The organism is Pseudomonas sp. TUM22785 (assembly GCF_028198105.1).
GTDB classification, from domain to species: Bacteria; Pseudomonadota; Gammaproteobacteria; order Pseudomonadales; family Pseudomonadaceae; genus Metapseudomonas; species Metapseudomonas solani.
Map to the genome: position 1 here is coordinate 2,880,844 of NZ_CP116239.1, position 24,894 is coordinate 2,905,737.

Below are 24,894 nucleotides of genomic sequence, written 5' to 3' on the forward strand. Positions count from 1 at the left end.
CCGGGCTGAAACCCGGGCTACCCACCAGAACGCAAAACCCCGGCACAAGGCCGGGGTTTTTCGTTTGCGGGTGCTTCAGATGCCCATGTTCGCCAGGCTCTGGACGATGTTGCGCAGGGTGCCGGCCAGGGTCGGGTGCTTGATCTCGAAGCGCTCGACCGCGAGGTTGACGCCATCCGCCAGGCTGTCGTCGGGCGGGGTGGCCGGTTCGGTGGCCAGTTGCAGTTCTATGTCCTGGATCAGCGTGTTCAGCTCGGCGCGCTCGTGCTCATCCATCGGGGCGTCGCTGGCCAACTGCTCGCGCAGTTCTTGCAGTTGCTGCTGCAGACGTTCAGACATGGCGTTCTCCTTTCATAAGACTTTGGAGTGGACCTCCGGCGGCTGCCAAAAGGTCCCTCGTGTTGTTGAGATTAATCCAGGAGTGCCGCGCGCGCCTGATCCCGATCAAGGCTGTAACAATTGTGCGGTCAGGGCTTTTCGCCTTTCTGTCGGCGCGCCGCGAGGTCGTCCAGGCAGGCGGGCAGCTCGCCCAGGTGGTCGATCACCGAGTGCGCGCCCAGGCGGTAGAGCTCCAGGGTGGCGCGGGCACGCAGGGGGTCGCGCTCGTTGGCGGCCAGGGCCTGCCAGTCGCCCAGGGCCTGGCCACAGAGGCGGCCGCTGGCGGCGAGGCCGACGGTCCAGAGTCCGGCATTGAGGCCGGCCTGGAGCAGGCGCGGTTCGCTGCTGACCAGCACGCAGCCCTCCAGGCGCTCCACGCCCAGGGCGGCGAGGGCCCGCCAGCAGGCGTCGGGGGCTGGCCAGGGTCGGCTTTCGGGGTCGTTGCCGGCGGCCAGGGTGCTGGCCAGGGGGCCGGCGAGGGCGTGGGTGGTGCCTTCGGGCAGCTCGTCCAGCCAGGCGCCGGGGATCTGCCGGGCGGCGAGCAGGTCGAGGAGCTGGTCCAGCCCGGGTGCGGCTTCGGCGTGTTCATCGGCGGCGCTGGCCAGGGCTTCGTTGAAGCGCGCCAGTTCGGCGGCCTTGGCCGGGCGTTGCAGGGCGTGGCCGAGGGCCTGGGTCGGCGGCAGGGTGGCAGCTTCCTGCAGGCGCTCCGCGGTGCAGCGGGGCAGGGTGCGGGTCAGGGCCACGGGGAGCGTCCTGGCGCCGAAATCCACGAGGCAGCCGGAGAGGCCGAAGAGCAGGGCATTGAATGCGGGCGGTGTGCTGGTGGGCATGGCAAGGTCATCCTGACGGGGTCAGGCCCCAGCCTAGCCCTGCCGCATGACGGCTGGATTAAGGAAAGATGACGGCTCAGCTGCCGTTCATCAGCTCACGCAGGCTGGCTGGCACGGGGACCGGGCGGTTGCCGGCGTGATCGACCCAGACCAGCTTGCAGTAGCCCTCGCCGTAGAGGGTGTGCGGATCTTCCTCGGTGCTGAGGCGGTGCTCGACCACCAGGCTGGAGGTACAGACCTTGCCGGCGAACAGCTGGATGACCACGGTGGCGGGGTGCACCACGGGCTTTAGGTAGGTGTGCAGGGTCTGCAGGACCACCGGGCCCTGTTCGACGTTGGTCATGGGGATGCCGTGCTGCTCGAACCAGGCGACGCGGGCTTCTTCCAGGTATTGGATATAGAGGGTGTTGTTGACGTGGCCGTAGCTGTCCATGTCGCCCCAGCGCACCGGGATGCGGGCAATATGAAGCAATCGTTTTTCCTGCATCGGGCGCCTTCGCTATGCTGCCTATTGAGTTCCCGATGGCCGTATAATGCGCGCCTCACCGGGCGGCCCACGGGTTCGCCACACTACTTTTCTCTAGGAGAGTCTGCAATGCGAATGATCGCCACCGGGTGGCTCGATCGTCTGGGTCGTGTGTGCTGCGTAGCGGGGCTGGCACTGCTGCCGCTGGCGGCGAATGCGGCGGAAAGCGATCCGTGGGAAGGCGTCAACCGGGTGATCTTCCGCTTCAACGACACCCTGGATACCTATGCGCTGAAACCTGTCGCCCAGGGCTACCAGGCGGTGACCCCGGATATCGTCGAGAGCGGCGTGCACAACGTCTTCAACAACGTCGGCGATGTCGGCAACCTGGCCAACGACCTGCTGCAGGCGAAGTTCCATGACGCCGGCGTCGACACCGGTCGCCTGATCTTCAACACCACCTTCGGCCTGCTGGGCGTGTTCGACGTGGCCACCCGCATGGGGCTGCAGCGCAACGACGAGGACTTCGGCCAGACCCTGGGCGCCTGGGGCGTGGGCAGCGGCCCGTACGTGGTGCTGCCGCTGCTGGGCTCGAGCACCCTGCGTGATGCGCCGGCGAAGATCCCGGACAGCTACCTGGGCCCGTACCCGTACATCGACCACGTGCCGACGCGCAACGTGATCCGTGGCGTGAACGTCATCGACGCCCGCGCCAACCTGCTGTCGGCGGAGAAGTTCATCCAGGGCGACAAGTACAACTTCATCCGCAACGCCTACCTGCAGAACCGTGAGTTCAAGGTGCGCGACGGCGAGGTCGAGGACGACTTCTAAGCGTTCGCGGGTATGAAAAAGGCGGCCATCGGGCCGCCTTTTTCGTTTCCGCGCGTTGCTCAGCGCATCGAGATGATGGCGAGCCCGATGGACTTGCCACCGTTCTCGCTATCACTCAGGCGCACCACCTCGGCTTCAGCCAGGAGGCCCTGCAGTTCGGCGTGGTCGGATGGGATGTGGACCTTGACCTTGTCGCCGATCGCCAGCTCCACGTCCGCTTCCAGCTGCATGCCGGTACTGGAGAGGTCGCGGCAAAGGGCGGGAATCTCGCGTCCGGCATGATGCAGGACGACATGGGCTTCGACTTGCATCCGGATGAAATCGCGTTTCTCGCTATAGGCTCGATCGCTTTGGCTCATTGCCACTGTCCTCTTGTATTTGATGGACTCTCCCCGAGCTTCTTATAACTCCCGTCGATTTCTTGTGTAAAGGCGGGTTTCGACAATCGGTGCACGCTTGAATCGCCCCGCGGATGGGAGTACCGTCTGCGCCTTGAAGCGAACCCCCATACGCGCACCAGGGCCTTGGGCCGGGTGTTCAACCAGCCCGTCCCCTGGCGCCGTTTGCCTGGATACTCCATGCACAATACCAGTGCCAAGCTGCTGATCATCGATGACGACGAGGTAGTGCGCGCAAGCCTTGCGGCCTATCTGGAAGACAGTGGTTTCAGCGTCCTGCAGGCTGCCAATGGCTTGCAGGGGCTGCAGGTTTTCGAGCAGGAACATCCTGACCTGGTGATCTGCGACCTGCGCATGCCACAGGTCGATGGCCTCGAACTCATCCGCCGCGTCAATCAACTCCAGTCCGATATCCCGGTCATTGTCGTGTCCGGCGCTGGCGTCATGAGCGATGCCGTGGAAGCGCTGCGCCTGGGCGCGGCCGACTACCTGATCAAACCCCTGGAAGACCTGGCGGTACTGGAGCACTCGGTGCACCGGGCGCTGGACCGCCACGCCCTGCGCGTCGAGAACCAGCGCTACCGCGAGGAGCTGGAAGCGGCCAACCGCGAGCTCCAGGCCAGCCTGCACCTGCTGCAGGAAGACCAGAACGCCGGGCGCCAGGTGCAGATGAACATGCTGCCGGTGACGCCCTGGACGGTGGATGGGCTGAAGTTCGCCCACCAGATCATCCCGTCGCTGTACCTGTCGGGGGATTTCGTCGACTACTTCCGCGTGGACGATCACCGCGTCGCCTTCTACCTGGCCGATGTTTCCGGCCATGGCGCGTCGTCGGCCTTCGTCACCGTACTGCTGAAATTCATGACCACCCGGCTGCTGTACGAATCCCGCCGGGGTGGGTTGCTTCCCGAGTTCAAGCCTTCCGATGTGCTCGGCCATATCAACCGTGGGTTGATCAACTGCAAGCTGGGCAAGCACGTGACCATGCTCGGCGGGGTGATAGACGAAGAAAGCGGTCTTCTGACCTACAGCATCGGCGGGCACCTGCCGCTGCCGGTGCTGTTCAGCGAAGGCAAGGCGCGTTACCTGAGCGGGCGCGGCCTTCCGGTTGGGCTGTTCGATGAGGCGACCTACGAGGACCAGGTCCTCGAGCTGCCGGAGTCCTTCAGCCTGACGCTTTTATCCGACGGCATTCTGGACCTTTTGCCGGGAGATACGCTCAAAGAAAAAGAGGCTGTGCTACCGGAATTGGTGTGCACGGCAGGTGGCAGTCTGGATGGCTTGCGACAGGTGTTTGGACTGGCCAATCTGGGCGAGATGCCGGATGATATCGCCTTGCTGGTGTTGAGCAGGAACCTTGCATGAGTACCGGTAAAATCCAGTTTGCCGAGCAGGACGGAACCTTCGTCCTGAAGTTCGTCGGTGAAATTCGCCTTACCTTGTGTTCGGCTCTGGATGCGACCATTGAGAAGATCTTCTCCGCGCTGAATTTCTCTGCGATCGTCATCGATCTCACGGAAACTCGCAGTATCGACAGCACTACATTGGGCCTGCTGGCCAAGCTGTCGATCCTCTCGCGGCAGAAGGTAGGACTGTTGCCGACCGTGGTGACCACCCACCCGGACATCACTCGACTGTTGCAGTCGATGGGGTTCGACCAGGTGTTCAACATCGTCGGCAAGCCGCTGCCATGCCCGGAATGCCTGGAAGACCTGCCTCCGCAGGACCAGACCGAGGACGTGGTACGCACCAAGGTGCTGGAAGCACACCGCATCCTGATGGGGCTCAACGAGTCCAATCGAGAAGCCTTCCACGATCTGGTGAGCGCCCTCGAGCGCAGCTGATCGTCTTTCCCCCTGATTGGTGAACCCGCGCGCGCAGCCTTGTGGCTGCGCGCGCGTTTTTATTTCTGGCGGGCGTTGAGCAGGGCTTCGAGCTTTTCCTGGTCGCGGGCGAACAGGCGGATGCCTTCGGCGAGTTTCTCGGTGGCCATGGCGTCTTCGTTGAACTGCCAGCGGAACTGGGCCTGGTCCAGGGCGACGCGCGGCTCGTTGTCATTGCCCGCCCTGAGCGTGCGCTCCAGGGTGCCGGTGTCGTCTGCCAGCTGTTGCAGCAGGTCGGGACTGATGGTCAGGCGGTCGCAGCCGGCCAGCTGCTCGATCTGGCCGAGGTTGCGGAAGCTCGCCCCCATGACCACTGTGTCGTAGCCGTGGGCCTTGTAGTAGCGATAGATGCGCGAGACCGACTGCACGCCCGGGTCTTCGGCGCCTGCGAAGTCGCGGCCCTCGGCCTTCTTGTACCAGTCGTAGATGCGCCCGACGAAGGGCGAGATGAGGAAGACCCCGGCATCGGCGCAGGCGACCGCCTGGGCGAAGTTGAACAGCAGGGTGAGGTTGGTCTGGATGCCGTCGCGCTCCAGCTGCTCGGCGGCGCGGATGCCTTCCCAGGTGGAGGCGATCTTGATCAGCACGCGATCACGGCCGATGCCGGCCTTGTCGTAGAGGCCGATCAGGCGTTCGGCGCGACGCAGCGTGGCCTGGGTGTCGAAGGACAGGCGGGCGTCCACTTCCGTGGAGATGCGGCCCGGGATCACCTTGAGGATCTCCTGGCCGACGGCGACGCCGAAGCGGTCACAGGCCAGGCCCAGGTCGCCTGCGCTACCAGCGACCGCCGCGTCGAGCAATTCGGCGTAGCGGGGCAGGGCGGCGGCCTTGAGCAGCAGCGAGGGGTTGGTGGTGGCATCGACCGGCTTGAGGCGGGCGATGGCGTCGAGGTCGCCGGTGTCGGCGACCACGGTGGTGAACTGCTTGAGTTGATCCAGCTTGGATGTCATGGACGAAGCCTTGTCGTTGCAGATTGCATGACCTTACCCGAGCCGCCTGGCCCGCTCAACGGGGCGGTGCGGGTAAATTCGTGGCCTTGTCCCGCGTCATTCTTCCCTGAGGGATCGAGCGGAACCGCCGCAGCAGTCTGACCGCCGGATTTGGATTTTTTTCCTTTTTTCTTGCGGGTTTTTCGTTCTCGTTCGTCTTTATTAGTAGAACCCCTGAAATTGCAGGGGGAAAAGAGGCCAGCAGGACAGCCAGCCTCGATGCGAGCCGAACAGGCAACAGATACAACAAGGAGTCATGCCATGCCGATGAGCGACCACCAGCACCTGCGCCACATGCTCCAGGAGGCCGGCCTGAAGGCCAGCCTGCCCCGCCTGAAGGTGCTGGAAGTACTCTGCGATGCCAGCCAGGAAACCGGCGGCATCTCCACCCGCCTGCTGCACGAGCGCCTCAACGCCGCCGGCGACCCCCTGTCACTGATCAGCGTGCGCCAGGTGCTTGGCCGCATGCTGGAAAGCGGCCTGGTGGTGCCCGAAGGGCAGAAGGGTTACTGCCTGGCGCGGAGCCAGAGCGCGGCTTAGTGGCCGCGTAGCAGCTCGGTGGCCTGATCCAGCAGGCCCAACGGGTCCTGGGTCTTGTGCACGTCCACCGAGAGCAGCTGGCGGAAGCGCCGCGCCCCGGGGAAGCCCTGGCCCAGGCCCAGCACATGGCGGGTGATGTGATGCATCTGCCCGCCTTCCGCGATGTGCCGTTCTATATAGGGGCGCAGCGCTGTCAGGGCCTCGGCCCGGGTCGGTTGCGGCGCCTGGTCACCGAATAGCCGCGCATCCACGCCTGCCAGCAGGTAGGGGTTGTGATAGGCCTCGCGGCCGAGCATCACGCCGTCGAATACCTCGAGGTGGGCCGCGCACTCATCCAGCGTCTTGATGCCGCCGTTGAGGATCAGCTCCAGGTCCGGGAAATCCTGCTTCAGTTGCGCAGCGATGTCGTAGCGCAGCGGCGGGATTTCACGGTTCTCCTTCGGCGACAGCCCTTCGAGGATCGCGATGCGCGCGTGCACGGTGAAGCTGCGGCAGCCGGCGTCGCGGACCTGGCCAACGAAATCACAGAGCCCGGCATAGCTGTCGCGGCCGTTGATGCCGATGCGGTGCTTGACCGTCACGGGGATCGCCACCGCGTCCAGCATCGCCTTCACGCAATTGGCCACCAGCGCTGGATGCCCCATCAGGCAGGCGCCGATCATGTTGTTCTGCACCCGGTCACTGGGGCAGCCGACGTTGAGGTTCACCTCGTCGTAACCCGCTTCCTCCGCAAAGCGCGCGCAGGCCGCCAGATCGGCCGGCACGCTGCCGCCCAGCTGCAGCGCCAGAGGGTGCTCGGCCTCGTCATGACGCAGGAAGCGCGCGCGATCGCCCTGGAGCAGCGCCCCGGTGGTCACCATCTCCGTGTACAGCAGCGCATGGCGCGAAAGCAGGCGCAGGAAGAACCGACAATTTCTATCAGTCCAGTCCATCATCGGCGCAACGGAGAAGCGGCGGGACAGCGCAGGGCGCGTGGTTGCTGGGCTTGAGGCTATTTCTTTAAGCATTTTCGTACAGCTGATAGAGGGCGGTTTGGGGCCGTTTCCGATTGTTTTGAGAGGGTCGTTGCCACAATGTGACAAGTCGATTCATTGATGTGACAAACGGCATGGCAACAATCATCAAGCGAAAGCGGAAGGACGGATCTGTGGCCTATCTGGCACGTATCCGCATCATGAATGACGGGGTGCGAGTCTATCAGGAAAGCCTCACCTTCGACCGGCTGCAGAGCGCCAAAGCGTGGGCGGGACGACGTGAGGCGGAGCTGTCGGAGCCAGGTGCTATCGAGAGGGCCAACCGGAAAGGGGTCCTGCTCAAAGACATCATCAGCCAGTACCTGGAGGAGTATGAGCGCATCCGACCCCTGGGCAAGACGAAGAGGGCGACGCTCGAAGCGATTGGCAAAACCTGGTTGGGCGAGCTGACCGACCGCGAGCTCGATAGCAAACGCTTGGTCGAGTACGCGCAATGGAGGTTGAGCCCCGAAGGCGGGGGGGTTAAGCCGCAGACCACTGGTAACGACCTGTCGCACTTGGGCGCTGTGATGGCAGTGGCCAGGCCGGCATGGGGCTATGAAATTGACCACCACGCCATGAGTGACGCTCGCCGGGTCCTGCGCAAGCTGGGAATGGTTGCCAAAAGCCGCGAGCGATCTGTGCGGCCAACCAGGGAGCAGCTGGATAGGCTTCTCCACCACTTCGGCGAGATCCTGAAGCGCCGGCCGAGCTCCATCAACATGCTCAAGGTGGTGGGCTTTGCGATCTTCAGCACTCGGCGGCAGGAAGAGATCTGCCGCATTCGCTGGGACGACCTCGATGAGCATCAGCAGGCGGTGCTGGTGCGGGACATGAAGAACCCCGGGCAGAAGATCGGCAACGACATTTGGTGTCATCTACCGGACGAGGCGTGGCAGATCGTGCAATCGATGCCGAGGGTGTGCGCGGAGATCTTCCCCTACAACGGCGAATCAATTTCCGCCTCTTGGGCGCGCGCGTGCAAGTTTCTGGAGATCGGGGGTCTGACCTTCCACGACTTGCGCCATGACGGCGTTAGCCGTTTGTTCGAAATGGGTTGGGATATTCCGCGAGTGGCCAGTGTGTCTGGGCACCGGGATTGGAACTCGATGCGGCGCTACACGCACTTGAGAGGGAGAGGGGACCCCTACGCGGGGTGGGAGTGGCTGGAGCGAATCCTGGCGGCGCCCGTGGACCTGGGCGCGCGGAGAGAGATGAAGAAGCGCCGGGCTCGTTAGGCTCGGCGCTGGTAGCGTCCCATCAGCTTGTCGTGCTCGATGGTTGCCTTCTCATGTTGGGCGTCGAGGTAGGCAGCAAGATCCCTCACATGCACGCCTCGTGCGGTCTTCTGGCTTCTCTCCAGCCTCACCAGCGGCAAGTCGATTTCGCCGGCCAGAACCTTGCGCTGAAACTTTTCCGGGGTGAGGTGGCTGAAGTAGTCCGTGCAGACTCTGTCGACCGGGATGATGGCTTGGCCTTTGTACTGGGCCATCAGTAGAAACATCGTATTCAAATCTCTGCTCTCCTTTTGCCTGAATTTCTCAGTTGTGGCGTTTGAGTTCGCTGGAGATCGCCGCGGCGATTCTAATCATCGGTTCGGCATGGCCGGCTAAGCCTTCTTCGTCAGCATCGAGCACTGCGTTGTAGACCGCGCGCAGGTCGTCGATACGCACGTGAACGATGCGGTTCTCTTTGTCTGCCTGCCAACTGGCGATCAACTCACATGCTTCGTTCCATTCCTCGCCTTCCAGGTTCTCCAGCCAGTCGCAGACCGGGCAATGCGGATCAACGGGGCTTCTATTCATGGCTAGTGCTTCCTGCGCATTTGGCGCTGATTCGATTGATGGGGAAGGGCTTGTATTGAGCTGGCAGCCATCAGCGGTTGCAGAGTTCAGTCTTGCTCGGGACGGCGCTGCGGGGAGGCGATTGGTGTGGGGCATAAAATGTGAATCTGAAGAATCGGCTGCACTCGCCAAGTAGATAAAACGCATTCGCTGGTGTAGCTTCTGCAAGCATTTAGTGTCAGGAAGCCACCATGCTAGAGCTGTTCAAGGATAGGGAAGCCGAGTACCTAGAGTGGATCGAGTCGAACCCCGTTTCGTACGTTGCAGAAATAGATCAGGCCCACTCTTCCCCGCACTACCCATTGGTTCACCATGCATCTTGCGAATCGATTGTTGGGGAAAAAATCGCCACAACCGGAGATAACTACAAGGTTTGTGCTGCAAGGCTAGAAGATCTGGAGCAGTGGTCGCTGCAAAAATTGGGGAGGCCAGTCCGTTTCTGTGTCCTTTGTAGCCCCATTCGCTGGACGGGGTTTTGGTGGGTCAACCACAAGCAAACTGCCAAGGTTGAGCTGAAGGAGGGTTACATCTGGTCGCCCGAAACGAAGAAGGGCGGGGTGCGCAATCAGGCATATACCAACCTTAAGCTGGTTAGGCCTGGCGACATAATTGTTTCCTATGCAGGTGGAATCAAGGCTATCGGAGTTGCGACTGCTCACTATTCCAATGCCAAGAAGCCCGAGGGTTATGGTCCGGCAGGCGAGAGTTGGAACGATTTCGGATTGCGGGTACCAGTTGAATGGACCTTCCTTGATGCCCCTATCAAGCCTAAAGATCACATTGCTGAGATAGCGCCGCTTCTTCCTGACCGATACTCACCGCTCCAGCTGAGCGGTGATGGTAATCAGGGCTTCTATTTGTCCTGTATTTCGAGTGAGCTTGGTTCGTTAATTCTGCGCTTAGCCGGCGCTCAAGAGTCGGTCGTCCGCAGCATTGCCGAACGTGCCTCCTCCAAAGCTCCAAGTCGGTTACCTATTGCTGTGCTGCGTAGGGTTACTGCGCTGCACGTCTGGGAGGCGGTGCGTGACCTGCTTGCTGGTACAGTGGCCATTGAGGATTTCGGTCCTCCGATTAAATACGAGCTTGTGACTGAAGACGGGCAAAGGCTGCCACCGAAAGCGGTCTTCGGTCTTGCCGCTACTCGGGCTTTGGGCTTTCCAATCAAACCTAAGCACTTTACTGCAGGTATCGGAAGTCCTTGCTTCCAGATTCTTATCGAGGCTGGATTTCCGATTGTTTCCCTTGGAGAGAGCACAAGTCCTGAGCCGTATCTTCTTCCTGAAGAGCAACTCTGGGCGGAAGGTAATAAGAAGCTGGTGGCCCACCTCCGCGGCGAGCGTGCACCTGGTTTGTCTAAGGCTAAGAAGGCCAAATTTCGTGAAGTCCACGGTGAGTTGTTCTGCGAGCGCTGCAAAATGAAGCCTGTCGACGTATACGGAGACGAGGGAGATGCTTGCATTGAGGTCCACCACCATACAACTCAAGTCGCAGATATGGCTCCGGGACATAAAACAAGTCTCGAGGACTTGCAGTGCTTGTGTGCCAACTGCCATCGAGTTGTGCATCGATTACTGAAGCGATCTCTGCTGTCGGCTTAGTAGTTTCATTTGATCTGAAATGGCCATGTCCAGGGCATGGCCAGAACTCAGTCGTAGTAACGGACTTAGCCTGATCTAATATTTGTATTTTTTATAAACGGCCGCATTTTCTAATAATATACGGACTTCAGATTCTCGGATGCGTTTTCCATGTGAGAAAATATCTGAGTTGGTTTTGCTGGAGCTTCCGCTATCCGCCGCAGTAGGAGCGCTGGGTAGCTCGCGTGAGATGTTTGTCATTACCGCGTGAAATATTTTATGCTTTGTTCTTTCTGGTCCGGAGATACTGTGCGCGGCCCTGTATTCTTTCCCTTTTGTAGGGTCAGTCAATATAGGTGACCATTTAGGATTATTAATCCACCTCCAATAGCTGTTGTTATTGGCTTGCTTCTCTAGTGAGAAAACTAACCCGTCAGTACGCTCTTTTTGGCCTTCTGTTATGAAGGCTCCGGCATCCTTGATGGTAAAGCCTTGATGGCGGGCAAAGTATGCTATTAACGCAAACGCAGTTCTACTGTTGCCATTTCTGCAGTGAACAGTTGCTGCGTTTCCGGATTGAAGCTCTGAATGCATGATGTCTGCGGCTGCAATGAAGCACGGAATGCACTTGTCTTCAGTGTCATCACTTCCATGGCTCATGTCGCGTAGATCAACTCTGTTTGCTGTTTTTGCAAGGTGGTGATAGCTGCCGAAGTATATGGTTTCCCCTCTTGGTCCTTTGATTTCTCCTGTTCTGTAGCCTGCAGAGATTGTCCAGCCATTTTTCTCATATGGCATTGCTTGCCTCCATTCTCAAAATTGCTCCATATGTGTAAGTGCTGTTTGCGGTTATTAACGCGGTCAACGTGCTTATTAAATCTAGTAGTCAGGATTGCAATTCGCTAGCAATTTACTGTTGATTTTGGCGCCGTATGCGCTCGGCCACTTCTTCACGGTTCACCACAATATCCCTCGGCGCATCGATTGCCAGCTTCACCTGATTTCCTTTGGTGCTCACCACAGTGACCGTGATGTTGTCGCCGATGAGTATGGATTCGCCGAGGCGGCGGGTAAGAATCAGCATGTCGATTTCCTTTTCGTTGGGGTGAGGTGGGAGGGCTCGTATTCAAGTCACCAACTCGAGCCCTCCCAAGGGCCTAGGCCCTTTTCGGACGCCGCCGTTTGCACGGTGGCGGTTTATTGCAGGGCTTCGTCCGTCTGGCGTACCAGTTCGGTGAAGCGGTCTACCTGTTTGGCCTGGAGCGTGACGGTGATGTACTCGGCGCCGTTGGCGATGTCGGCCTGCACTTGCTCGGGGAAGCTGTCTGCAATCGATTTGCAAACTGCGTAGAGGTCGCCGCGCAATGCCCGCGGTACATCGGGCTTGGCAATGGCCTTGGGGGTTACCTTGCTGCCGCCGGCGGCCTTGATCTGATCCAGCTTCGCCTTCAGCACCTTACCGGCTGCTTCACCGTGCCTACGCACGAGCGTGGTGGCGGTGCTGGCGGCGACTTCGCCTGAGGCGACCATCTGCTGCACATCCGTATTGGCATTGCCGAGGACGAGTACCTGGTCGACGTGCTGCCGCGTTCTGCCCATCTTCTGGGCGATCTGCTCCGGGCTCCAGCCGAAGGCTGCAAGACGTTTGTAGCCTTCAGCCAGCTCCAATGGGGTGAGCTTGCGACCTTCCTGGCTGGTGATGACGCGCAGTACCCGCTCGGCATCGTTGCCGGTGAAGGCCGTGATGGCGATCCAGGCTTCGTTGTCCTTCGGGTCGCGGGGGAGGCGGCCTTCGGCGTCGAGTTTCAGGTAGGCGCGACGACGACGGTGGCCATCGACCACCCATAAGCCGCCTTCGGCGCGCGGCCGGACTTCGAGCGGTGGGAGCTGGCCGCCCTGGTAGATGTACTCGGCCAGCTCGGCAATGCTCTGTTCAAGGTCTTCACCCTCGCTGCGGAGGTTGAAGCCGGGTTCTTCGTGGAGGTCTTCCAGGCGGGCCTTCATGGCGTCTGCGCGCCTCAGGTCACCGTCCTTGATCATCTGTTTGAAGGATTTCGCAGACATGCGCCATTCCTCATGAATGTGGAGCGGGCGGCGGGAGTTGAACCCGCGTCCTTCTGCTTGGAAGGCAGAAGCTCTACCGCTGAGCTACGCCCGCAAAAAGCCCCGGTGTGAACGGGGAAGGGGAAGGCTCGGAAGCCTGAAGTCGATCCGCTGTTATTGGCGCCACCGGCGGTTGGGCGCTTTGCTCCTGTCGGTCCCGCTGGACACACCATTGCGGGGCAGGGGGAACGGCTCGATCTACTAAGCCAACTCACTTCGCTGAGTCCCGAGCTAGCCGGCGAGTCTCCGGCTTATATCTGCGTATGACGCAGAATTTAATTTGCATTATGAGCAGATTTAAATCTGCGTCAAGCGCAGTAATGTGTAAGGAAAAGCCCACTCACGGCAGAGTTAGGAAGAAAGCTGGTATCAGGATCGCGTGATGAACCAGCCGACATGCATGCTCCCGTCGGGACGGAGAGTTAGGCGAACGCCGGGTGCTTCGCGGATTTCGTCCATCAGTTGCTCCCATGCGGCATGGGTGTCCTGGGGCTCGCGGGCTATCACTATCTGGTGCTCTATCCGGGCCCGATAGGAACCGAGCAGGGCTTGCATGCGTTGGACGAGGTCGAGGTAGCTCTGGTAGTCGGGATCATGCTGATACTCCACGTGAAACATGAGGAACTCCGTGTACTCCGGAGCAGGCAGTATTTCCCTTCGACCAGGATCAGGACATACGAGAAAGCCCCGCAGGTGCGGGGCTTTCGTTGTCAGGCGGGGTCAGATGAGCTTGCGTCTTGTCTCGACGACGACGCCGATGAGCCGGCAGTGCTCATCGATTTCGATGAGTGGGTAGGCGGGGTTGAGTGGCTTCAAATAGGATCGGCCGCCATCGCGAACCAGCTGTTTGAAGTTTGCCTTGTCGTCGGCCAGCAGCTTGGCGATCACGAGCAGGCCAGGGCGGGGTTCTATGCCGGTGTCGACCAGGATCAGGCTGCCTTCGGGAAAGCTCTCCCCGTAAGGCGCGGTCATGGAGTCGCCGTTGACCCGAAGCCAGAAGCACGGGCCTTTGCCCATGTAGTCACTGATGACGTGTTCGTCTTCAGCGCCAGGTTCGTAGGCTTGAAGAGCATCTCCCCACAGCCCTGCGGAGACGAGGCTTAGCACTGGATAGCGATAGGAGCGGTCGGGTGGGGCAACTGGTCGAACATTTCCATTTTCAGGCTGCGAAATTTCGCTGCCGATGGATATGCCCAGCTCGCGAATGATCTTAGCCAGAAGCTCTTGGCGTGCTCCCTGCTGACCACGCTCCAGGCGTGAAAGATTGCCGGTGTCGGTTCCGACCCGATGTGCAAGCTCTTCAAGCGTCCAGCTTTTAGCTTTTCGCGCTTTTCTAATCAGAGATCCTATATCCATCCCGGAATTTTCCTTGCGATCTGCGTGGCACGCAAAGCGCGCAGCGCAGAATGCCTTGCAATTAAATCTGCGCTATGCGCAGAATAATTCCTGGCATCACAGAGGGTTTCGCCTTGCAGCAGATCAACACACCGCTTAAGCGAGCACGAACTGGCCGGAAATGGAGGCTCGCCGATGTCTGCGAGCGCCTGCGTGTGCTTGGGGAAAACATCGATACAGGCAACCTGTCCCGTATAGAGCGTTGCGAGCAACGAGCTTCGCCCACTACTGCAGAGAAACTAGTGCGCGTATTCGATGGGGAAATCACTGAAATCCACATCCTGTATCCAGAGCGCTTTACGGATACAGGACTGGCTACTGGAGCAATATCGGAGAACTAATAATGCCGACCCAACTGATTAAGGGCCGTATAGAAGACCTCAACCCGATGATCTACACCCAGTCCCGGCTCACCGCGATCTTCCATAACAGCCGAAGATCCAAAGTGTCCAACGAGCTGTACATACAGATTGTGGAATGCCGGGAGCCGGTCCTCTATCTGGAGCTTTGGTTCGAAACGAACTTCCTGGGTTACGCCCGTCTGGAGCGCTGCAGGACATCGCCAGAAATCAGGCAGGGGTATCGCGTATACATGTTTGCACTAGCTGAATTGCTCTCGGCAGATTCTCCAACCCCGCATCCAGTAGTCGCGTTGTCAGGTGTTTTATGGAATCGCCAGGAGCTCTTTTCAGAGCTTCAAGGACCCCGTGCTTCTCTATTTCTGGAAGGTCTGCCTGACGTATTCGATCCTCTACCAGGTGACGGATCACCTCCTCGTGAAAGTTGATCGTGACGACGCCCAGGATTGCGGAGAGGCCGCCATCCTTTCTAATGAAGTCAGTTCCTCTTGCGGTGATTTTGACTGAGGCCAGCTCGCTCCCTCCGCTCAGGTAGTCGGTGATCGTGGCCCGCACAAGGCCGTGCTCATGCAGGTAAAGGCAACAGGCGGTGAGCTGCTTCATGTCGTCAATCAGATCCATCAGCTCGCTGGAGCCGACGGCGTTTGGATTCGCATCGTTAAGCCGCTCGAGAAGCGCCTTCTGAACTGACCTTTCAACTTTCATTGCTGGGCCTCTTGGTATCCGTTGCGTGTGGAAACAAAACGCTATCACGCAAGGCTAGGCACCTTTTTCGCCAGGGCTCTGTCCTGACTCCGTGCTAACAGGGTGGCGAGCCCGGCTGCACGTCGCCACTGAAAGATCAGCGAGGTTTTACGGTGGAACACTTCCTTCGGGCCATACACGACACGGTTCTGGATAACGAGCCGAAGAGGCTGGCGGCGGCTATGGCGATGCCCCATGTCAGCCTGCTGCAACGCGCCAACCCCGATAACGATGGGCACTGGCCGAACGTGAAACACCTGTTTGCGCTGCTGCTCCACTCTGGCGACCTACGCCCTCTGGCTGCACTGGCGGAGGCGTTCGGCCACCGAATCGTCCCGAAAGACGGGGTCGAGACGAAGGCGGTGCCGGCTGCCGTGCTGGGCATGCACACCAATATCGCGGATGTCACGCGGTCGGTCGCTGACGCCCTGGAGGACAACGTACTGACCGAGTCGGAAAAGAAGACGGTGCGGCGAGCAATCGTTGATGCTCGTTTGGCTCTGGATGTTCTGGAAGCGTCGGTGAGGGCAGCGTGAGGTGATCGAGCAAAGCCTGTGCACGAGGCATGACCTGCCCGTTGCCCTGAAGTGGCGAACGATGGTCCGGCGCCCCCTCCAACTGGAGTTCGGCTGACGTGGCTGCTGTGCTGATATCGGACTCGGAGTGGAGCTTGCTGATGGGCGAGCCTGCCGAGCTGCTCAAGCTCTACATAGCGCTGAAGCGCCGAATGGACTTCGCCACCGGCATTGCCGGACGCAAGACAAAGCTCCACGAGATCGTGCTGCGAGAGGGGTTCAACGTCGATCCCATACCGGGCCGGGCGAAGCCACGGCCGATCACCCGCGAGGTGTACCGGTCGGCCGTCCGCCGGCTGGAGAAGGTGGGGTTGCTGGTGACCCTGGGGCCCCTGGTTTTCGAGTTTCCGCATGCCCGTAGGGATAGTCCGCCCAGAACAGCTACAACCGAGCTACAACCAGAGCTGCAACCGCAGCAACAACCCGCCTGCAACCCTTCCGGGCCCACTGAATACGGGGCTTTGGCGCTGGAGCCGATAGCGCTGCAACCCGAGCAGGAACCGACACCTCCGACGAGCTGCAACCTACTTCCGGAGTCCGGTATTCCTCCTACTGCTCTCTGCGCGCGCGAAGAGCCCGGTGCATGCAATTCGCGCCAGCGCTTCGCCATGCATGACGAGTGGCAACCGTCCTCCGCTGGCTGGAAGGCCACCACATTGCGCAACGGCCTGGGCGCCACACCGCTCGACCCGGACGTGCTGCGTGAATTCCGTTCGTACTGGTTCAACCGACCCGACAAGCATCAGTCCCAAGGGCAGTGGGAGCACGACCTTGCCCAGGCTCACCTCAGGAGCATCCGCCATGGCCAATCCGCAGCGACAGGTACCGGACCACTTCAAGCAAAAGGCAATCCGCAACTCCCCCCGCGCAGCCGCGCTGGTGGGCAGGGCTTTGTCTCAGCCATCGACCGAGTCTTCGAGGGCATCGCAGAACGAGACGCTTGCGACGCGGTTGCTGGATCAATTCTGGATACGGATGACTGAGATGTACGGGCACCGGTGGATCTCCAACTACGGCGCCACTCCGAAGCCGGACAGCGTCTGGGGCAAGGTGCTGGGTGGCCTTACGGGCGAGCAGCTGGCCGTCGGCCTCGGTGCCCTGATCGACCGCGGTGAGGAGTTCGATTGGCCGCCGCCGGCCAACACCTTCCGAGCGCTGTGTCTGCAGGTTCCCGGTTTGCCCACGGAGGAGGAGGCCTGGGAGCAGGCGCTGCGGGGTGTCTATGCGCACGAGGCGGTCAGGATCGCTGCGAACGCTACCGGCACTTACGACCTGAAGCGCGCGGAGCTCAACGATCAAGGCTTGCGTGCTCGGTTCAGCCGTAACTACGCCATCGTCCGCGCCAGGGCGGTGATGGGAAAGCCACTGGACGATCACATCCCCGAGGCGATTGGCCACGAGGTGAAGTCACCCATGCAGGTGCAGTTCGCACATTCCCGCAAACAGGCCCGCGAGCTGATCAATGCCCAAGGTATTCCCACTGATGCTGAGAAGGCGCGGGAGCTGTTGCTGGGGCGGATGGGGATTTGTCGGGAGGTACGTGATGAGTGAGACACAGGCCGTCTTGGCCGAAGTGCTGAAATGGCGCACGAAGCGCGACCAACACCGCAACCCGATACCGGGCTGCTGGGAGACCCGTTGCGGTTACACGGTGGCGCTGTGCCGGTTGCCGGAGAAACGCTATACGGTGACGGCGCCAGATGGGCGATTGCCGTTCGCCTACACCGGGCAGGCCGATGATGTGCCGCGCCTGATCGAGGCGCACAAGGCTTCGCTGGAGGTAGAGCCATGAGGACGCAGGTGGTGACCTTCAGCGACGCGGAGCTGCGCCGTCAGGGCGAGGGGCGGGCGGTGGAGCTGCGTGACCCTCGCTACCCCGGGGTGCGCTTTCGCTTCACGGGCAACCGCGAGGCCGGAAGCTGGTTTCTGATCCACCGCCGGCAGTGGCGTCGGGTGGGTGGCTATCCGGAGCTGGGTATCCGTGCGGCGCTGGAGGCGATCCGCGCCACACGTGCCCGCCTGGCCGTCGACCCGGATGCGGTGATCGGCAAGGGGCACTGGCACACGCTGGGTGAGCTGCTGACCTGGTACCACGACCGCATCAAGACGAATCGGAACATCTCGGCCAGGCGACGGGATTCGGTGTTGTCGATCCTGACGTTGCACTTGATCCCCAGGTTGGGCGACCTGTTGCTGGCTGAGGTCGATGTGGAGCAGGTGGATGCATTGCTCATGTGGCCGCTGCAGCAGCGCTACTCGGTGGGGCACCTGCGGCATATCTTCCGGGTGTTGGTAATGGCGCTGGAGCAGGCTCTGGAGCTGGAGATGATCGAGGCGAACCCGTTGGCGGGCATGCGTTTCCGCCGATTCGTGAAGGCCCGCAGCAAGCCCCGGCCGGCGCGGCTGCACAGCATGGGTGTTGAGTCACTGCTCAAGCTGCTGGGGCAACACTTCGAGCGTGCCCCGGGTGAGGCGATGCTGGCGCTGATGATGCTTGCGCATGGCAGCCGCATCGGCGAGACGCGCTTGGCGCGCAAGCGCCATGTCAGCCTGCGGGAGCGGCTCTGGTTGCTGCCGGCGGAGAACACGAAGACCGGTACCGAGCATGTGCTGCCACTGACGGACCAGGTGGTGGCTTTGCTGGAGCGCTACTTCGAACGCACAGGGGGGCAGGGCGATGGCTTTCTGGTGGTGGACCACGACGGCTTGCCCTTCAGTGCCCGGCAGGCGAGTGAGGTGTTCTCCACCCTGGGCGGCGGGGAGTGGACCAGCCACGACCTGCGCAAGCTCGCGCGCACCGGCTGGGCCGACCTGGGCGTGGACTACCTGATCGGCGAAATGCTGCTGAACCACGCGATGGGCTTCTCGGCGGAAACCTACATCAACACCTCGGCGGACGACCTGAAGCTGGCCGCGCTGCAGCGTTGGCATGCCTGGCTAGATGAACGTGGCTTCGACGCCATCCACGGTGCGACAGATGCAAGACGCGCCGTTTCGACAGGGCCGCAAAAGCCCAGCAATCACGCGCCTTACAGCGCCAATCCGGATTCTTCACGGTAGAGGAGGCGAATCAGGTGCCGCAGGCCGCTGCGGCACCGCATCAGTGACGAACAGGAGCCTCAACGGCCGCATGGAAGGGCATCAGGAATCAACTGGAGACCGACCATGGCAACAACGAAAGACACCGAGCGCCTGCTGGAGCAATGGGGCATCTGGGCGAGGCAGGGCGCCAGCGTGCGTGGGCTGAACGTCCGTGGCTACCAGGCTGCGGCGATGATCACGGACGACGATGCACTGCTGATCGACCGCTTGGTGGCCCGCCTGGGGCAGCGCTACGAGGAGTGCGCGGAGGTGATCGTTCGGTATTACACGAGCGGCGCGACCTTCAGGATCGTAGGCAAGCGGATGGGGTTCGGGGAGGAGAAGACGCGGCAGCTCTGGAAGGCTGGCGTGGCATGGGTGGATGGGGCACTGGAGGCGAGGCGGGTGGCCTGAGGGCCGTCCTAGGAGCTGGACGCGGGGTGCTTAGAGTGGAGCTTTGAATCACGGAGGAGTGGGCATGGCTTCACGGGCGCGGAATAGACGGAGGGCGGAGGCGCGGGCGGTTAGGAGGGGGGAGAAGCAAAGCACAAACGATCTCCTGTTAAGTTTATCTATCGCAGTGCTTCTTCTCATTTTTTGCTTTGTAATGGCTTTGCTTGTTACATCCGTATCATTTATCAGGGGCTGAACGAGTCTGTGAGGCGGCTTGTTTGAGGGCATCGAACAGAATTGATGAAGGAGGATTTCCAAACATCAAACGCTTGGCGGCTCCATGCTCCAGTTTCTGTATGTTCATGAAGCAAGCACAGACGCTGGATAAAAAACGTTCGACATCAACCCCGCCCTCGCTGTAGTGCTCTTCGTCTAGATTTTCGTACTCATCTTTATCCCAAACGAATGAGCCGTCTGCCAGCTTGTGCCCACGTTGGGTTTTGGTTGATTTGTATTCTGTAATTATGGGGGCGTGGCCGAGTGTGGGGAGTTTTTTAGAGTATATGAATATTAGCGGGGATAGCTTGGCTCCAATGTGGGGGATGAAAATGATCATTTCTTTTAAGTTGATATGGTACTCACATTTAGTGTCTTCGCTAAATATTACTATTGCGCCCTCAGAAGTGACGGTGGTAAGTGATGACTTGCCAGAGCAATGCAGGTTAGACATGTCAAAGCCATATGAGATTTCATCGCCCTGCATAGACCTCAGAATGCTCACAGCGGTCATGGTGTCGGTAACCCTTAAGACGCCGGGGGTAGTGACCTCCGTGATCTTGTTAATTTTGAGGGCATGTATCAGTCTTTCAATAGCTTTGTGCTCGACTTCGTTTTCATTCGGTGATTGTTGTGAGCGGAGCCTTCTGAAGGCTCTGTCTAAGTTTGCTTTTCCTGGGCTGTCAACATAGGCGTCGCCAATTGTCTTGCTGAAGAAAATATCTAGTTGGTCGAAGAATTTCGTTAAAACCGAAGAGACTTCGAACTCATTAAGTATAACTGCGCTATGAGTGATCCCATTTCGCCATTTCTCAACCTTAATGCAGTTGTCTTTTAGTTTTTTGTCAATGGGGATGTTGCACATGTCAATGATTCTATCAATGCATTCACGATAGGAAATCGTGTGCACGCCATCTGCCTCAAATAACTCGTCAATCTCTCCAGCATGTTTTTGGCGATAGGCCTCTTTAAGTCTGCTTAGGTCAGAGTAGAGTAGGGTTTCATTGTGGGTCTTTAAGAGATATTTGAAAAGTATTTCTGCGCCATGTTGAATTGCAAGAGTGGCGTCTTTTAGGATGTAAAATCGTGCACTGTCTGACTGCGCAGATTCTTTCGCTTCTTCATATTTTTTAAGATGGATGTAACCTTTTTCCAAAGAATCGAGGCCATTCTCTATCAATGATATTTTCATTATGAGTCCATTCTTTGTGTCGAACTGTATGGCTAGATTTAGCGAGAGCTATGTCGATTATGCTTCAAGTCCTGGTTATGTTGACAAGCCCGGGGATAAACCTTAGATTCCAGGCATCTTGCGGTTAACCCCGCACAAGAAAGCCCCAGCCAATGCGCCGGGGCTTTTTCGTTTCTGGCCTGGTCATGCGCTTTGCGGCCACTCTCCAGCTTCAACACTTACCGCTAGCCGCTTACCAAGCTTCGCCAATGCCGCTTCGACTGCCTCCATCTTCGAGGTGTGGAGGAAGTCCACCAAGCGGTCGACCTGCATGGGCGCGACGCCTAGCAGGCGGCATAGGTCTGCCTTGCGCAGACCCTGCTCCATCATGGCGTTCCAGAGGTAGATCTTGGCGACGGTGACGGCGGGTAGCCGCACCGCATGCTCGCCAGCCTGAGCAGGGCTCGCAGCAGGAATAGCGCGGCGCTGGTCCACGTAGAGGGAGAGGGTGGACTCGATGGCGTCCACGGCTTCGGCCAGCGCATGCGCAACGTCATCGCCGTAGCTGTTCAGCTCTGGAAGATCGCGGCAGAAGACTGCCAGCCCTGGAGTGTCATCGGCTTCAAGCCGGATTGGATAGTCGAACATGGGCGCTCCTTTGAGGTGAATCACTCAGCCTTCAGTGTCGGTGGTGGGGCTCACTCGGTGAGCCCCAGTTGCTTGATGATTGCCTTGCGGGTCGGCTCTTTCATTTCCTTGGAGCCGTGATCCGCGAAGATCGTCGTCTTGCCGTTGGGGGCTGTGATCTTGAAGTGGCTTCCTTTTGCCGCTTCGAAGGTGACCCCCTGGGCCCGTAACCATCGCCTGAATTCGCTGTGTTTCATCACCTCGTCTCTGTCATTCGGATGGCTCAACGATACAACAAATATGTTGCAATGCAACATTAATGTTGTGTAGGCCGTTTCCCCTCATACGCCTGTTGAAGCCTCCGTTCCGGGAGGTTCTGAGACATGAAGATGCCTGATAGACCTGATACCTGGGGCGCGCTGCTCGACTGGCTGCGCGAGCAATCGCTGCCGCTCTATGCGGCGGCACTGGCCTTTGCGATGGCGGTACTGCGCATCCTGTACGGAGGCGGCACCCGCCAGCAGATGCTGGTGGAGGGCGCGCTCTGCGGTGGCCTGACGCTGACGCTGTGCAGCGCGCTGGAGTGGCTGAACATACCCATCTCCATGTCCACCTTCGTGGGTGGTTGGGTGGGGTTCCTGGGCGTGGAGAAGATCCGCGAGATCGCGGGCCGCTTCTTCGATATCAAGCTGCCGAGGAAGTGACGTGGCGAGAATCAGGACGCTACGCCCACGGGTCTCCATGCAGCGAGGCGGGCGCGTGCCCACCGTGCAGCCAGGCTCATGGCGCCAGGGCAAGACGTCTTCACAGCGCGGCTACAACTACGCCTGGCAGCAGGCACGCGAGCAGTACCTGCGGGCCAACCCGCTGTGCGTGTACTGCAAGCGCAAGGGGCTGCTGACTGCGGCCACGCTGGTTGACCACATCGTGGCGCATCGCGGGGATCAGGAGCTGTTCTGGGATCGCGAGAACTGGCAGTCGCTCTGCACGCCATGCCACTCGGGTGACAAGCAGCGCGAGGAGGCGAACCGCGAGGGGTAGGGGGGTGAAAAATTTCCAGACCTTTCGCCTTGCTAGACCGCCCCCTGACTCACGCACAGATTTTATCGGCCGTGGAGGAAATGTTAATGGCATTAACACCCAGGAAGCGGCGCTTCGTCGACGCTCTTGGGCACGGCGCGAGCAACAAGGAGGCGGCCATCGAAGCGGGCTACAGCCCAGCAACTGCGGGGCCTGCGGGCTCCCGGCTGGCGAAGGACGCGGACGTGCTCGCCGAGCTCGCCCGCCGTGCAAAACCCAAGGACGCTGGTGTTAACACCGAGGCGCCAGATGTTAAACCCCCTGCGGCTCCGGTTGAGGACGATCCCCAGGCCTATCTGCTCGACGTGATGAACGACGGCGAGGTCGATACCAAGTTGCGCCTCGATGCGGCCAAGGCGCTGATGCCGTACATGCATGTCCGCAAGGGGGAGGCCGGCAAGAAGGCAGGCCGAGCCGATGCCGCGAAGAGTGCCGCCACCGGCCGATTCGGTCAGGGCGCCGCACCCAAGGTGGTGCCGATCAAGAGGTGATGAATGCAGTGGACGACGGCTTGCCCGGACTGGGAAGCGCGGATCGTCAACCGTCAGAGCCTTGTCCCGATCCCGCCGCTGTTCCCGCAGGTCGCCGAACAGGCGCTCGATGTGTTCCGCGAGCTGCGCATCGTCGACATGGCCGGCAGCCCGACCATGGGCGAGGTCAGCCTAGCTTGGGTGATGGACTTCGTCGGCGCCGTATTCGGTGCCTACGACGAGGAAACCGGCCGGCGGCTGATCAACGAGTTCTTCCTGCTCATCAGCAAGAAGAACTCCAAATCGACCACCGCAGCCGGGATCATGCTCACCGCGTTGATCGTCAACTGGCGGCACTCGGCAGAGTTCCTGATTCTCGCCCCGACCATTGAGGTGGCGAACAACAGCTTTCACCCCGCCAGGGACATGATCAAGGCCGACGACGAGCTGGCCGACCTGCTCCACGTGCAGGAGCACATTCGCACCATCACCCACCGCGTCACCGGTGCGACGCTCAAGGTCATCGCCGCCGACAGCGAGACAGTGGGCGGCAAGAAGGCAACGGGGGTGCTGATCGACGAGCTCTGGCTCTTCGGCAAGCAGGCCAACGCCGAGAACATGCTGCGCGAAGCCTGCGGTGGTTTGGCGTCGCGCCCGGAAGGGTTCGTCATTTTCCTCTCCACCCAATCGGACGAGCCGCCCGCCGGCGTCTTCCGGCAGAAGCTGCAATACGCGCGTGGCGTGCGGGACGGTCGCATCGACGACCCCAACCTGTTGCCGGTGATCTACGAATTCCCCGAGCGCATGCTCAAGGCCAACGAGCACCGCAACCCGGCGAGCTTCCACATCACCAACCCCAACCTCGGCGCATCGGTGGATGAAGCCTTCCTCCAGCGCGAATTCCGCAAAGCCGAGGAGGGCGGTGAAGAGTCACTGCGTGGTTTCTTCGCCAAGCACCTCAACGTCGAGATCGGCCTCGCGCTGCGCTCCGACCGCTGGGCCGGCGCCGAGTACTGGGAAGAGCAGGGCGTCGAAACCGGCCTGACCCTGGAAGACCTGATAGCGCGCTGCGAGGTCATCGACTTCGGCATCGATGGCGGCGGCCTGGATGACCTGCTCGGCCTCGCCGCCCTGGGCCGCGAACTGCACACCCGCAAATGGCTGCTCTGGACCCACGCCTGGGCGCACCCCTCGGTGCTGGAGCGGCGCAAGAGCGAGGCGCCGCGTTTCCGCGACTTCGAGCGCGACGGCCACCTCACCATCGTCGAGCACATTGGCGAGGACGTCAGTCAGGTCGCCGGGCTGGTCGCACAGGTCTACCACGCCGGTCTCCTCGACCAGGTGGGCGTCGACCCCGCCGGCATCGGCGCCGTGCTCGACGCCCTGGTCGAAGCCGAGGTGCCCGAGGAACAGGTCATCGGCATCTCCCAGGGCTGGCGGCTGGGCGGTGCCATCAAGACCACCGAGCGCAAGCTCGCGGAAGGAACGCTGATCCACGGCGGCCAACCGCTGATGGCCTGGTGCTGCGGCAACGCGCGGGTCGAGCCGCGCGGCAACGCCATCCTCATCACCAAGCAGGCCAGCGGCACCGGCAAGATCGACCCGCTGATGGCCACCTTCAACGCCGTCACGCTCATGTCGCTGAACCCGGAGGCACGCCACGGCACCTCCATCTACGACCAAGGGGTCGGAATATGAAATTGCAGATCCTCTCCTGGCTCACCGGGCTGGCCGGCTTCGGCCTGCTGGTGGCCGGCGTCGAACAGGTGCACAGGCCCAGCGCCCTGATCGTCGCCGGGCTCGGCCTGCTCGCCTGGGCCTGGCTGGCCGACCGCGCCGGCGCCATCCAACAGTTCCGCAAGCGAGGCTGA

General features: G+C 60.5%; 34 protein-coding genes and 1 tRNA gene. 17 read left to right on the forward strand and 18 right to left on the reverse strand.

What is annotated here, in order from left to right; genetic code table 11:
• Positions 1 to 75: 75 nt before the first annotated feature.
• The 3 genes from PI990_RS13290 to PI990_RS13300 all read right to left on the reverse strand — a co-directional run bounded on the left by PI990_RS13290 (position 76) and on the right by PI990_RS13300 (position 1,695).
• Positions 76 to 339, reverse strand: a complete 264-nt coding sequence (locus tag PI990_RS13290; RefSeq protein WP_271660903.1) for a DUF4404 family protein — start codon at positions 337 to 339, stop codon at positions 76 to 78.
• A 128-nt stretch (positions 340 to 467) separates the two neighbouring features.
• Entirely contained in the window at positions 468 to 1,208 is a 741-nt protein-coding gene (locus PI990_RS13295) for a hypothetical protein (RefSeq protein WP_021219135.1), read from the reverse strand.
• Between the two features lie 76 nt (positions 1,209 to 1,284).
• A complete protein-coding gene (locus tag PI990_RS13300) occupies positions 1,285 to 1,695 on the reverse strand; it encodes an acyl-CoA thioesterase (protein WP_271660904.1) in 411 nt (136 codons plus the stop codon).
• A gap of 108 nt (positions 1,696 to 1,803) precedes the next feature.
• Here PI990_RS13300 and PI990_RS13305 point away from each other — a divergent pair, with 108 nt between their 5' ends.
• Positions 1,804 to 2,505, forward strand: a complete 702-nt coding sequence (locus PI990_RS13305) for an MlaA family lipoprotein (RefSeq protein WP_031287576.1) — start codon at positions 1,804 to 1,806, stop codon at positions 2,503 to 2,505.
• Between the two features lie 59 nt (positions 2,506 to 2,564).
• Here PI990_RS13305 and PI990_RS13310 read toward each other — a convergent pair whose 3' ends face one another.
• A complete protein-coding gene (locus PI990_RS13310; protein WP_021219132.1) occupies positions 2,565 to 2,864 on the reverse strand; it encodes a PilZ domain-containing protein in 300 nt (99 codons plus the stop codon).
• Positions 2,865 to 3,083: 219 nt separating this feature from the next.
• Between PI990_RS13310 and rssB the strand changes: the two genes are divergently transcribed.
• The gene (gene rssB / locus PI990_RS13315) at positions 3,084 to 4,268 is read left to right on the forward strand and encodes a two-component system response regulator RssB (RefSeq protein WP_271660905.1); all 1,185 of its coding nucleotides are present in this window, start codon (positions 3,084 to 3,086) and stop codon (positions 4,266 to 4,268) included.
• Positions 4,265 to 4,747: an anti-sigma factor antagonist RssC gene (gene rssC, locus PI990_RS13320; protein WP_021219130.1), complete on the forward strand. Its 483-nt coding sequence runs from the start codon at positions 4,265 to 4,267 to the stop codon at positions 4,745 to 4,747. Before rssB ends, rssC begins: the two co-directional genes overlap by 4 nt.
• Positions 4,748 to 4,806: 59 nt before the next feature.
• On the opposite strand, the gene tal is transcribed toward rssC, so the two are convergent.
• Positions 4,807 to 5,736: a transaldolase gene (gene tal / locus PI990_RS13325; protein WP_271660906.1), complete on the reverse strand. Its 930-nt coding sequence runs from the start codon at positions 5,734 to 5,736 to the stop codon at positions 4,807 to 4,809.
• Positions 5,737 to 6,036: 300 nt separating this feature from the next.
• Between tal and PI990_RS13330 the strand changes: the two genes are divergently transcribed.
• The gene (locus PI990_RS13330; RefSeq protein WP_271660907.1) at positions 6,037 to 6,315 is read left to right on the forward strand and encodes a hypothetical protein; all 279 of its coding nucleotides are present in this window, start codon (positions 6,037 to 6,039) and stop codon (positions 6,313 to 6,315) included.
• Here PI990_RS13330 and dusA read toward each other — a convergent pair.
• On the reverse strand, positions 6,312 to 7,322 hold the full coding sequence (gene dusA / locus PI990_RS13335) for a tRNA dihydrouridine(20/20a) synthase DusA (protein ID WP_271660908.1): 1,011 nt from the start codon (positions 7,320 to 7,322) through the stop codon (positions 6,312 to 6,314). The two genes, PI990_RS13330 and dusA, sit on opposite strands and share 4 nt — an antisense overlap.
• A 101-nt stretch (positions 7,323 to 7,423) precedes the next feature.
• On the opposite strand from dusA, the gene PI990_RS13340 reads away from it, so the two are divergent.
• Positions 7,424 to 8,566 (forward strand): tyrosine-type recombinase/integrase, encoded by a 1,143-nt coding sequence (locus PI990_RS13340; protein WP_271660909.1) that lies wholly within the window; start codon positions 7,424 to 7,426, stop codon positions 8,564 to 8,566.
• On the opposite strand, the gene PI990_RS13345 is transcribed toward PI990_RS13340, so the two are convergent.
• Positions 8,563 to 8,841 carry a pyocin activator PrtN family protein gene (locus tag PI990_RS13345; RefSeq protein ID WP_213629584.1) on the reverse strand — a complete coding sequence of 93 codons (279 nt, stop codon included), beginning with the start codon at positions 8,839 to 8,841 and terminating at the stop codon, positions 8,563 to 8,565. The genes PI990_RS13340 and PI990_RS13345 overlap by 4 nt on opposite strands.
• A 28-nt stretch (positions 8,842 to 8,869) precedes the next feature.
• A complete protein-coding gene (locus tag PI990_RS13350) occupies positions 8,870 to 9,133 on the reverse strand; it encodes a hypothetical protein (protein ID WP_271660910.1) in 264 nt (87 codons plus the stop codon).
• Between the two features lie 230 nt (positions 9,134 to 9,363).
• On the opposite strand from PI990_RS13350, the gene PI990_RS13355 reads away from it, so the two are divergent.
• A complete protein-coding gene (locus PI990_RS13355; RefSeq protein ID WP_271660911.1) occupies positions 9,364 to 10,770 on the forward strand; it encodes an HNH endonuclease in 1,407 nt (468 codons plus the stop codon).
• A gap of 75 nt (positions 10,771 to 10,845) precedes the next feature.
• Here PI990_RS13355 and PI990_RS13360 read toward each other — a convergent pair whose 3' ends face one another.
• From PI990_RS13360 to PI990_RS13390, 7 genes are all read right to left on the reverse strand, one after another.
• Complete coding sequence (locus tag PI990_RS13360; protein ID WP_271660912.1) at positions 10,846 to 11,547, reverse strand: dual specificity protein phosphatase family protein; 702 nt, start codon at positions 11,545 to 11,547, stop codon at positions 10,846 to 10,848.
• Positions 11,548 to 11,659: 112 nt separating this feature from the next.
• On the reverse strand, positions 11,660 to 11,833 hold the full coding sequence (gene csrA, locus PI990_RS13365; RefSeq protein ID WP_271660913.1) for a carbon storage regulator CsrA: 174 nt from the start codon (positions 11,831 to 11,833) through the stop codon (positions 11,660 to 11,662).
• A 113-nt stretch (positions 11,834 to 11,946) separates the two neighbouring features.
• Positions 11,947 to 12,753, reverse strand: a complete 807-nt coding sequence (locus PI990_RS13370; protein WP_271660914.1) for a ParB/RepB/Spo0J family partition protein — start codon at positions 12,751 to 12,753, stop codon at positions 11,947 to 11,949.
• Positions 12,754 to 12,832: 79 nt separating this feature from the next.
• A tRNA-Gly gene (locus PI990_RS13375) sits at positions 12,833 to 12,907 on the reverse strand.
• A 314-nt stretch (positions 12,908 to 13,221) separates the two neighbouring features.
• Positions 13,222 to 13,470, reverse strand: a complete 249-nt coding sequence (locus PI990_RS13380) for a DUF1654 domain-containing protein (protein WP_271660915.1) — start codon at positions 13,468 to 13,470, stop codon at positions 13,222 to 13,224.
• A gap of 102 nt (positions 13,471 to 13,572) precedes the next feature.
• Positions 13,573 to 14,208, reverse strand: coding sequence for a LexA family protein (locus tag PI990_RS13385; RefSeq protein WP_271660916.1), 636 nt, complete (start codon positions 14,206 to 14,208; stop codon positions 13,573 to 13,575).
• A 608-nt stretch (positions 14,209 to 14,816) separates the two neighbouring features.
• Positions 14,817 to 15,311: a hypothetical protein gene (locus PI990_RS13390; protein ID WP_271660917.1), complete on the reverse strand. Its 495-nt coding sequence runs from the start codon at positions 15,309 to 15,311 to the stop codon at positions 14,817 to 14,819.
• A 152-nt stretch (positions 15,312 to 15,463) separates the two neighbouring features.
• On the opposite strand from PI990_RS13390, the gene PI990_RS13395 reads away from it, so the two are divergent.
• From PI990_RS13395 to PI990_RS13420, 6 genes are all read left to right on the forward strand, one after another.
• Complete coding sequence (locus PI990_RS13395) at positions 15,464 to 15,886, forward strand: phage regulatory CII family protein (RefSeq protein WP_271660918.1); 423 nt, start codon at positions 15,464 to 15,466, stop codon at positions 15,884 to 15,886.
• A 140-nt stretch (positions 15,887 to 16,026) separates the two neighbouring features.
• Entirely contained in the window at positions 16,027 to 16,908 is an 882-nt protein-coding gene (locus PI990_RS13400) for a DnaT-like ssDNA-binding domain-containing protein (protein ID WP_271660919.1), read from the forward strand.
• On the forward strand, positions 16,901 to 17,476 hold the full coding sequence (locus PI990_RS13405) for a hypothetical protein (protein WP_271660920.1): 576 nt from the start codon (positions 16,901 to 16,903) through the stop codon (positions 17,474 to 17,476). The genes PI990_RS13400 and PI990_RS13405 overlap by 8 nt, the downstream gene beginning before the upstream one ends.
• Positions 17,469 to 17,717 (forward strand): hypothetical protein, encoded by a 249-nt coding sequence (locus tag PI990_RS13410; protein WP_271660921.1) that lies wholly within the window; start codon positions 17,469 to 17,471, stop codon positions 17,715 to 17,717. Before PI990_RS13405 ends, PI990_RS13410 begins: the two co-directional genes overlap by 8 nt.
• Before the next feature lie 11 nt (positions 17,718 to 17,728).
• Positions 17,729 to 18,985: a tyrosine-type recombinase/integrase gene (locus PI990_RS13415; protein ID WP_271660922.1), complete on the forward strand. Its 1,257-nt coding sequence runs from the start codon at positions 17,729 to 17,731 to the stop codon at positions 18,983 to 18,985.
• A gap of 105 nt (positions 18,986 to 19,090) precedes the next feature.
• On the forward strand, positions 19,091 to 19,420 hold the full coding sequence (locus tag PI990_RS13420) for an antiterminator Q family protein (protein WP_271660923.1): 330 nt from the start codon (positions 19,091 to 19,093) through the stop codon (positions 19,418 to 19,420).
• A gap of 217 nt (positions 19,421 to 19,637) precedes the next feature.
• Here the strand turns inward: PI990_RS13420 and PI990_RS13425 are convergent, their stop codons facing one another.
• The 3 genes from PI990_RS13425 to PI990_RS13435 all read right to left on the reverse strand — a co-directional run bounded on the left by PI990_RS13425 (position 19,638) and on the right by PI990_RS13435 (position 21,730).
• On the reverse strand, positions 19,638 to 20,867 hold the full coding sequence (locus tag PI990_RS13425; RefSeq protein ID WP_271660924.1) for a hypothetical protein: 1,230 nt from the start codon (positions 20,865 to 20,867) through the stop codon (positions 19,638 to 19,640).
• 183 nt (positions 20,868 to 21,050) lie between these two features.
• Positions 21,051 to 21,494 (reverse strand): type II toxin-antitoxin system HicB family antitoxin, encoded by a 444-nt coding sequence (locus tag PI990_RS13430; protein ID WP_271660925.1) that lies wholly within the window; start codon positions 21,492 to 21,494, stop codon positions 21,051 to 21,053.
• A gap of 50 nt (positions 21,495 to 21,544) precedes the next feature.
• Positions 21,545 to 21,730 (reverse strand): type II toxin-antitoxin system HicA family toxin, encoded by a 186-nt coding sequence (locus tag PI990_RS13435; RefSeq protein WP_031286782.1) that lies wholly within the window; start codon positions 21,728 to 21,730, stop codon positions 21,545 to 21,547.
• 126 nt (positions 21,731 to 21,856) lie between these two features.
• Here PI990_RS13435 and PI990_RS13440 point away from each other — a divergent pair, with 126 nt between their 5' ends.
• From PI990_RS13440 to PI990_RS13460, 5 genes are all read left to right on the forward strand, one after another.
• Positions 21,857 to 22,177, forward strand: coding sequence for a phage holin, lambda family (locus PI990_RS13440; protein ID WP_184490333.1), 321 nt, complete (start codon positions 21,857 to 21,859; stop codon positions 22,175 to 22,177).
• 1 nt (position 22,178) lies between these two features.
• The gene (locus PI990_RS13445; RefSeq protein WP_271660926.1) at positions 22,179 to 22,514 is read left to right on the forward strand and encodes an HNH endonuclease; all 336 of its coding nucleotides are present in this window, start codon (positions 22,179 to 22,181) and stop codon (positions 22,512 to 22,514) included.
• A gap of 86 nt (positions 22,515 to 22,600) precedes the next feature.
• Positions 22,601 to 23,044 carry a terminase small subunit gene (locus PI990_RS13450; protein WP_271660927.1) on the forward strand — a complete coding sequence of 148 codons (444 nt, stop codon included), beginning with the start codon at positions 22,601 to 22,603 and terminating at the stop codon, positions 23,042 to 23,044.
• A 3-nt stretch (positions 23,045 to 23,047) separates the two neighbouring features.
• Positions 23,048 to 24,721: a terminase large subunit gene (locus tag PI990_RS13455; protein WP_271660928.1), complete on the forward strand. Its 1,674-nt coding sequence runs from the start codon at positions 23,048 to 23,050 to the stop codon at positions 24,719 to 24,721.
• On the forward strand, positions 24,718 to 24,894 hold the full coding sequence (locus PI990_RS13460) for a hypothetical protein (protein WP_213629624.1): 177 nt from the start codon (positions 24,718 to 24,720) through the stop codon (positions 24,892 to 24,894). Before PI990_RS13455 ends, PI990_RS13460 begins: the two co-directional genes overlap by 4 nt.

Coding starts and splice junctions, on each gene's coding strand:
- PI990_RS13350 (WP_271660910.1), bottom strand. CDS start 9,133: ATGAATAGAAGCCCCGTTGATCCGCATTGCCCGGTCTGCGACTGGCTG.
- PI990_RS13450 (WP_271660927.1), top strand. CDS start 22,601: ATGGCATTAACACCCAGGAAGCGGCGCTTCGTCGACGCTCTTGGGCAC.
- PI990_RS13340 (WP_271660909.1), top strand. CDS start 7,424: ATGGCAACAATCATCAAGCGAAAGCGGAAGGACGGATCTGTGGCCTAT.
- PI990_RS13330 (WP_271660907.1), top strand. CDS start 6,037: ATGCCGATGAGCGACCACCAGCACCTGCGCCACATGCTCCAGGAGGCC.
- PI990_RS13405 (WP_271660920.1), top strand. CDS start 16,901: ATGACTGAGATGTACGGGCACCGGTGGATCTCCAACTACGGCGCCACT.
- PI990_RS13370 (WP_271660914.1), bottom strand. CDS start 12,753: ATGAAGGCCCGCCTGGAAGACCTCCACGAAGAACCCGGCTTCAACCTC.
- PI990_RS13390 (WP_271660917.1), bottom strand. CDS start 15,311: ATGAAAGTTGAAAGGTCAGTTCAGAAGGCGCTTCTCGAGCGGCTTAAC.
- PI990_RS13410 (WP_271660921.1), top strand. CDS start 17,469: ATGAGTGAGACACAGGCCGTCTTGGCCGAAGTGCTGAAATGGCGCACG.
- PI990_RS13400 (WP_271660919.1), top strand. CDS start 16,027: ATGGGCGAGCCTGCCGAGCTGCTCAAGCTCTACATAGCGCTGAAGCGC.
- PI990_RS13435 (WP_031286782.1), bottom strand. CDS start 21,730: ATGAAACACAGCGAATTCAGGCGATGGTTACGGGCCCAGGGGGTCACC.
- PI990_RS13290 (WP_271660903.1), bottom strand. CDS start 339: ATGTCTGAACGTCTGCAGCAGCAACTGCAAGAACTGCGCGAGCAGTTG.
- rssC (WP_021219130.1), top strand. CDS start 4,265: ATGAGTACCGGTAAAATCCAGTTTGCCGAGCAGGACGGAACCTTCGTC.
- tal (WP_271660906.1), bottom strand. CDS start 5,736: ATGACATCCAAGCTGGATCAACTCAAGCAGTTCACCACCGTGGTCGCC.
- rssB (WP_271660905.1), top strand. CDS start 3,084: ATGCACAATACCAGTGCCAAGCTGCTGATCATCGATGACGACGAGGTA.
- PI990_RS13295 (WP_021219135.1), bottom strand. CDS start 1,208: ATGCCCACCAGCACACCGCCCGCATTCAATGCCCTGCTCTTCGGCCTC.
- PI990_RS13310 (WP_021219132.1), bottom strand. CDS start 2,864: ATGAGCCAAAGCGATCGAGCCTATAGCGAGAAACGCGATTTCATCCGG.
- PI990_RS13460 (WP_213629624.1), top strand. CDS start 24,718: ATGAAATTGCAGATCCTCTCCTGGCTCACCGGGCTGGCCGGCTTCGGC.
- PI990_RS13440 (WP_184490333.1), top strand. CDS start 21,857: ATGAAGATGCCTGATAGACCTGATACCTGGGGCGCGCTGCTCGACTGG.
- PI990_RS13305 (WP_031287576.1), top strand. CDS start 1,804: ATGCGAATGATCGCCACCGGGTGGCTCGATCGTCTGGGTCGTGTGTGC.
- PI990_RS13300 (WP_271660904.1), bottom strand. CDS start 1,695: ATGCAGGAAAAACGATTGCTTCATATTGCCCGCATCCCGGTGCGCTGG.
- dusA (WP_271660908.1), bottom strand. CDS start 7,322: ATGCTTAAAGAAATAGCCTCAAGCCCAGCAACCACGCGCCCTGCGCTG.
- csrA (WP_271660913.1), bottom strand. CDS start 11,833: ATGCTGATTCTTACCCGCCGCCTCGGCGAATCCATACTCATCGGCGAC.
- PI990_RS13420 (WP_271660923.1), top strand. CDS start 19,091: ATGGCAACAACGAAAGACACCGAGCGCCTGCTGGAGCAATGGGGCATC.
- PI990_RS13430 (WP_271660925.1), bottom strand. CDS start 21,494: ATGTTCGACTATCCAATCCGGCTTGAAGCCGATGACACTCCAGGGCTG.
- PI990_RS13385 (WP_271660916.1), bottom strand. CDS start 14,208: ATGGATATAGGATCTCTGATTAGAAAAGCGCGAAAAGCTAAAAGCTGG.
- PI990_RS13360 (WP_271660912.1), bottom strand. CDS start 11,547: ATGCCATATGAGAAAAATGGCTGGACAATCTCTGCAGGCTACAGAACA.
- PI990_RS13425 (WP_271660924.1), bottom strand. CDS start 20,867: ATGAAAATATCATTGATAGAGAATGGCCTCGATTCTTTGGAAAAAGGT.
- PI990_RS13355 (WP_271660911.1), top strand. CDS start 9,364: ATGCTAGAGCTGTTCAAGGATAGGGAAGCCGAGTACCTAGAGTGGATC.
- PI990_RS13455 (WP_271660928.1), top strand. CDS start 23,048: ATGCAGTGGACGACGGCTTGCCCGGACTGGGAAGCGCGGATCGTCAAC.
- PI990_RS13380 (WP_271660915.1), bottom strand. CDS start 13,470: ATGTTTCACGTGGAGTATCAGCATGATCCCGACTACCAGAGCTACCTC.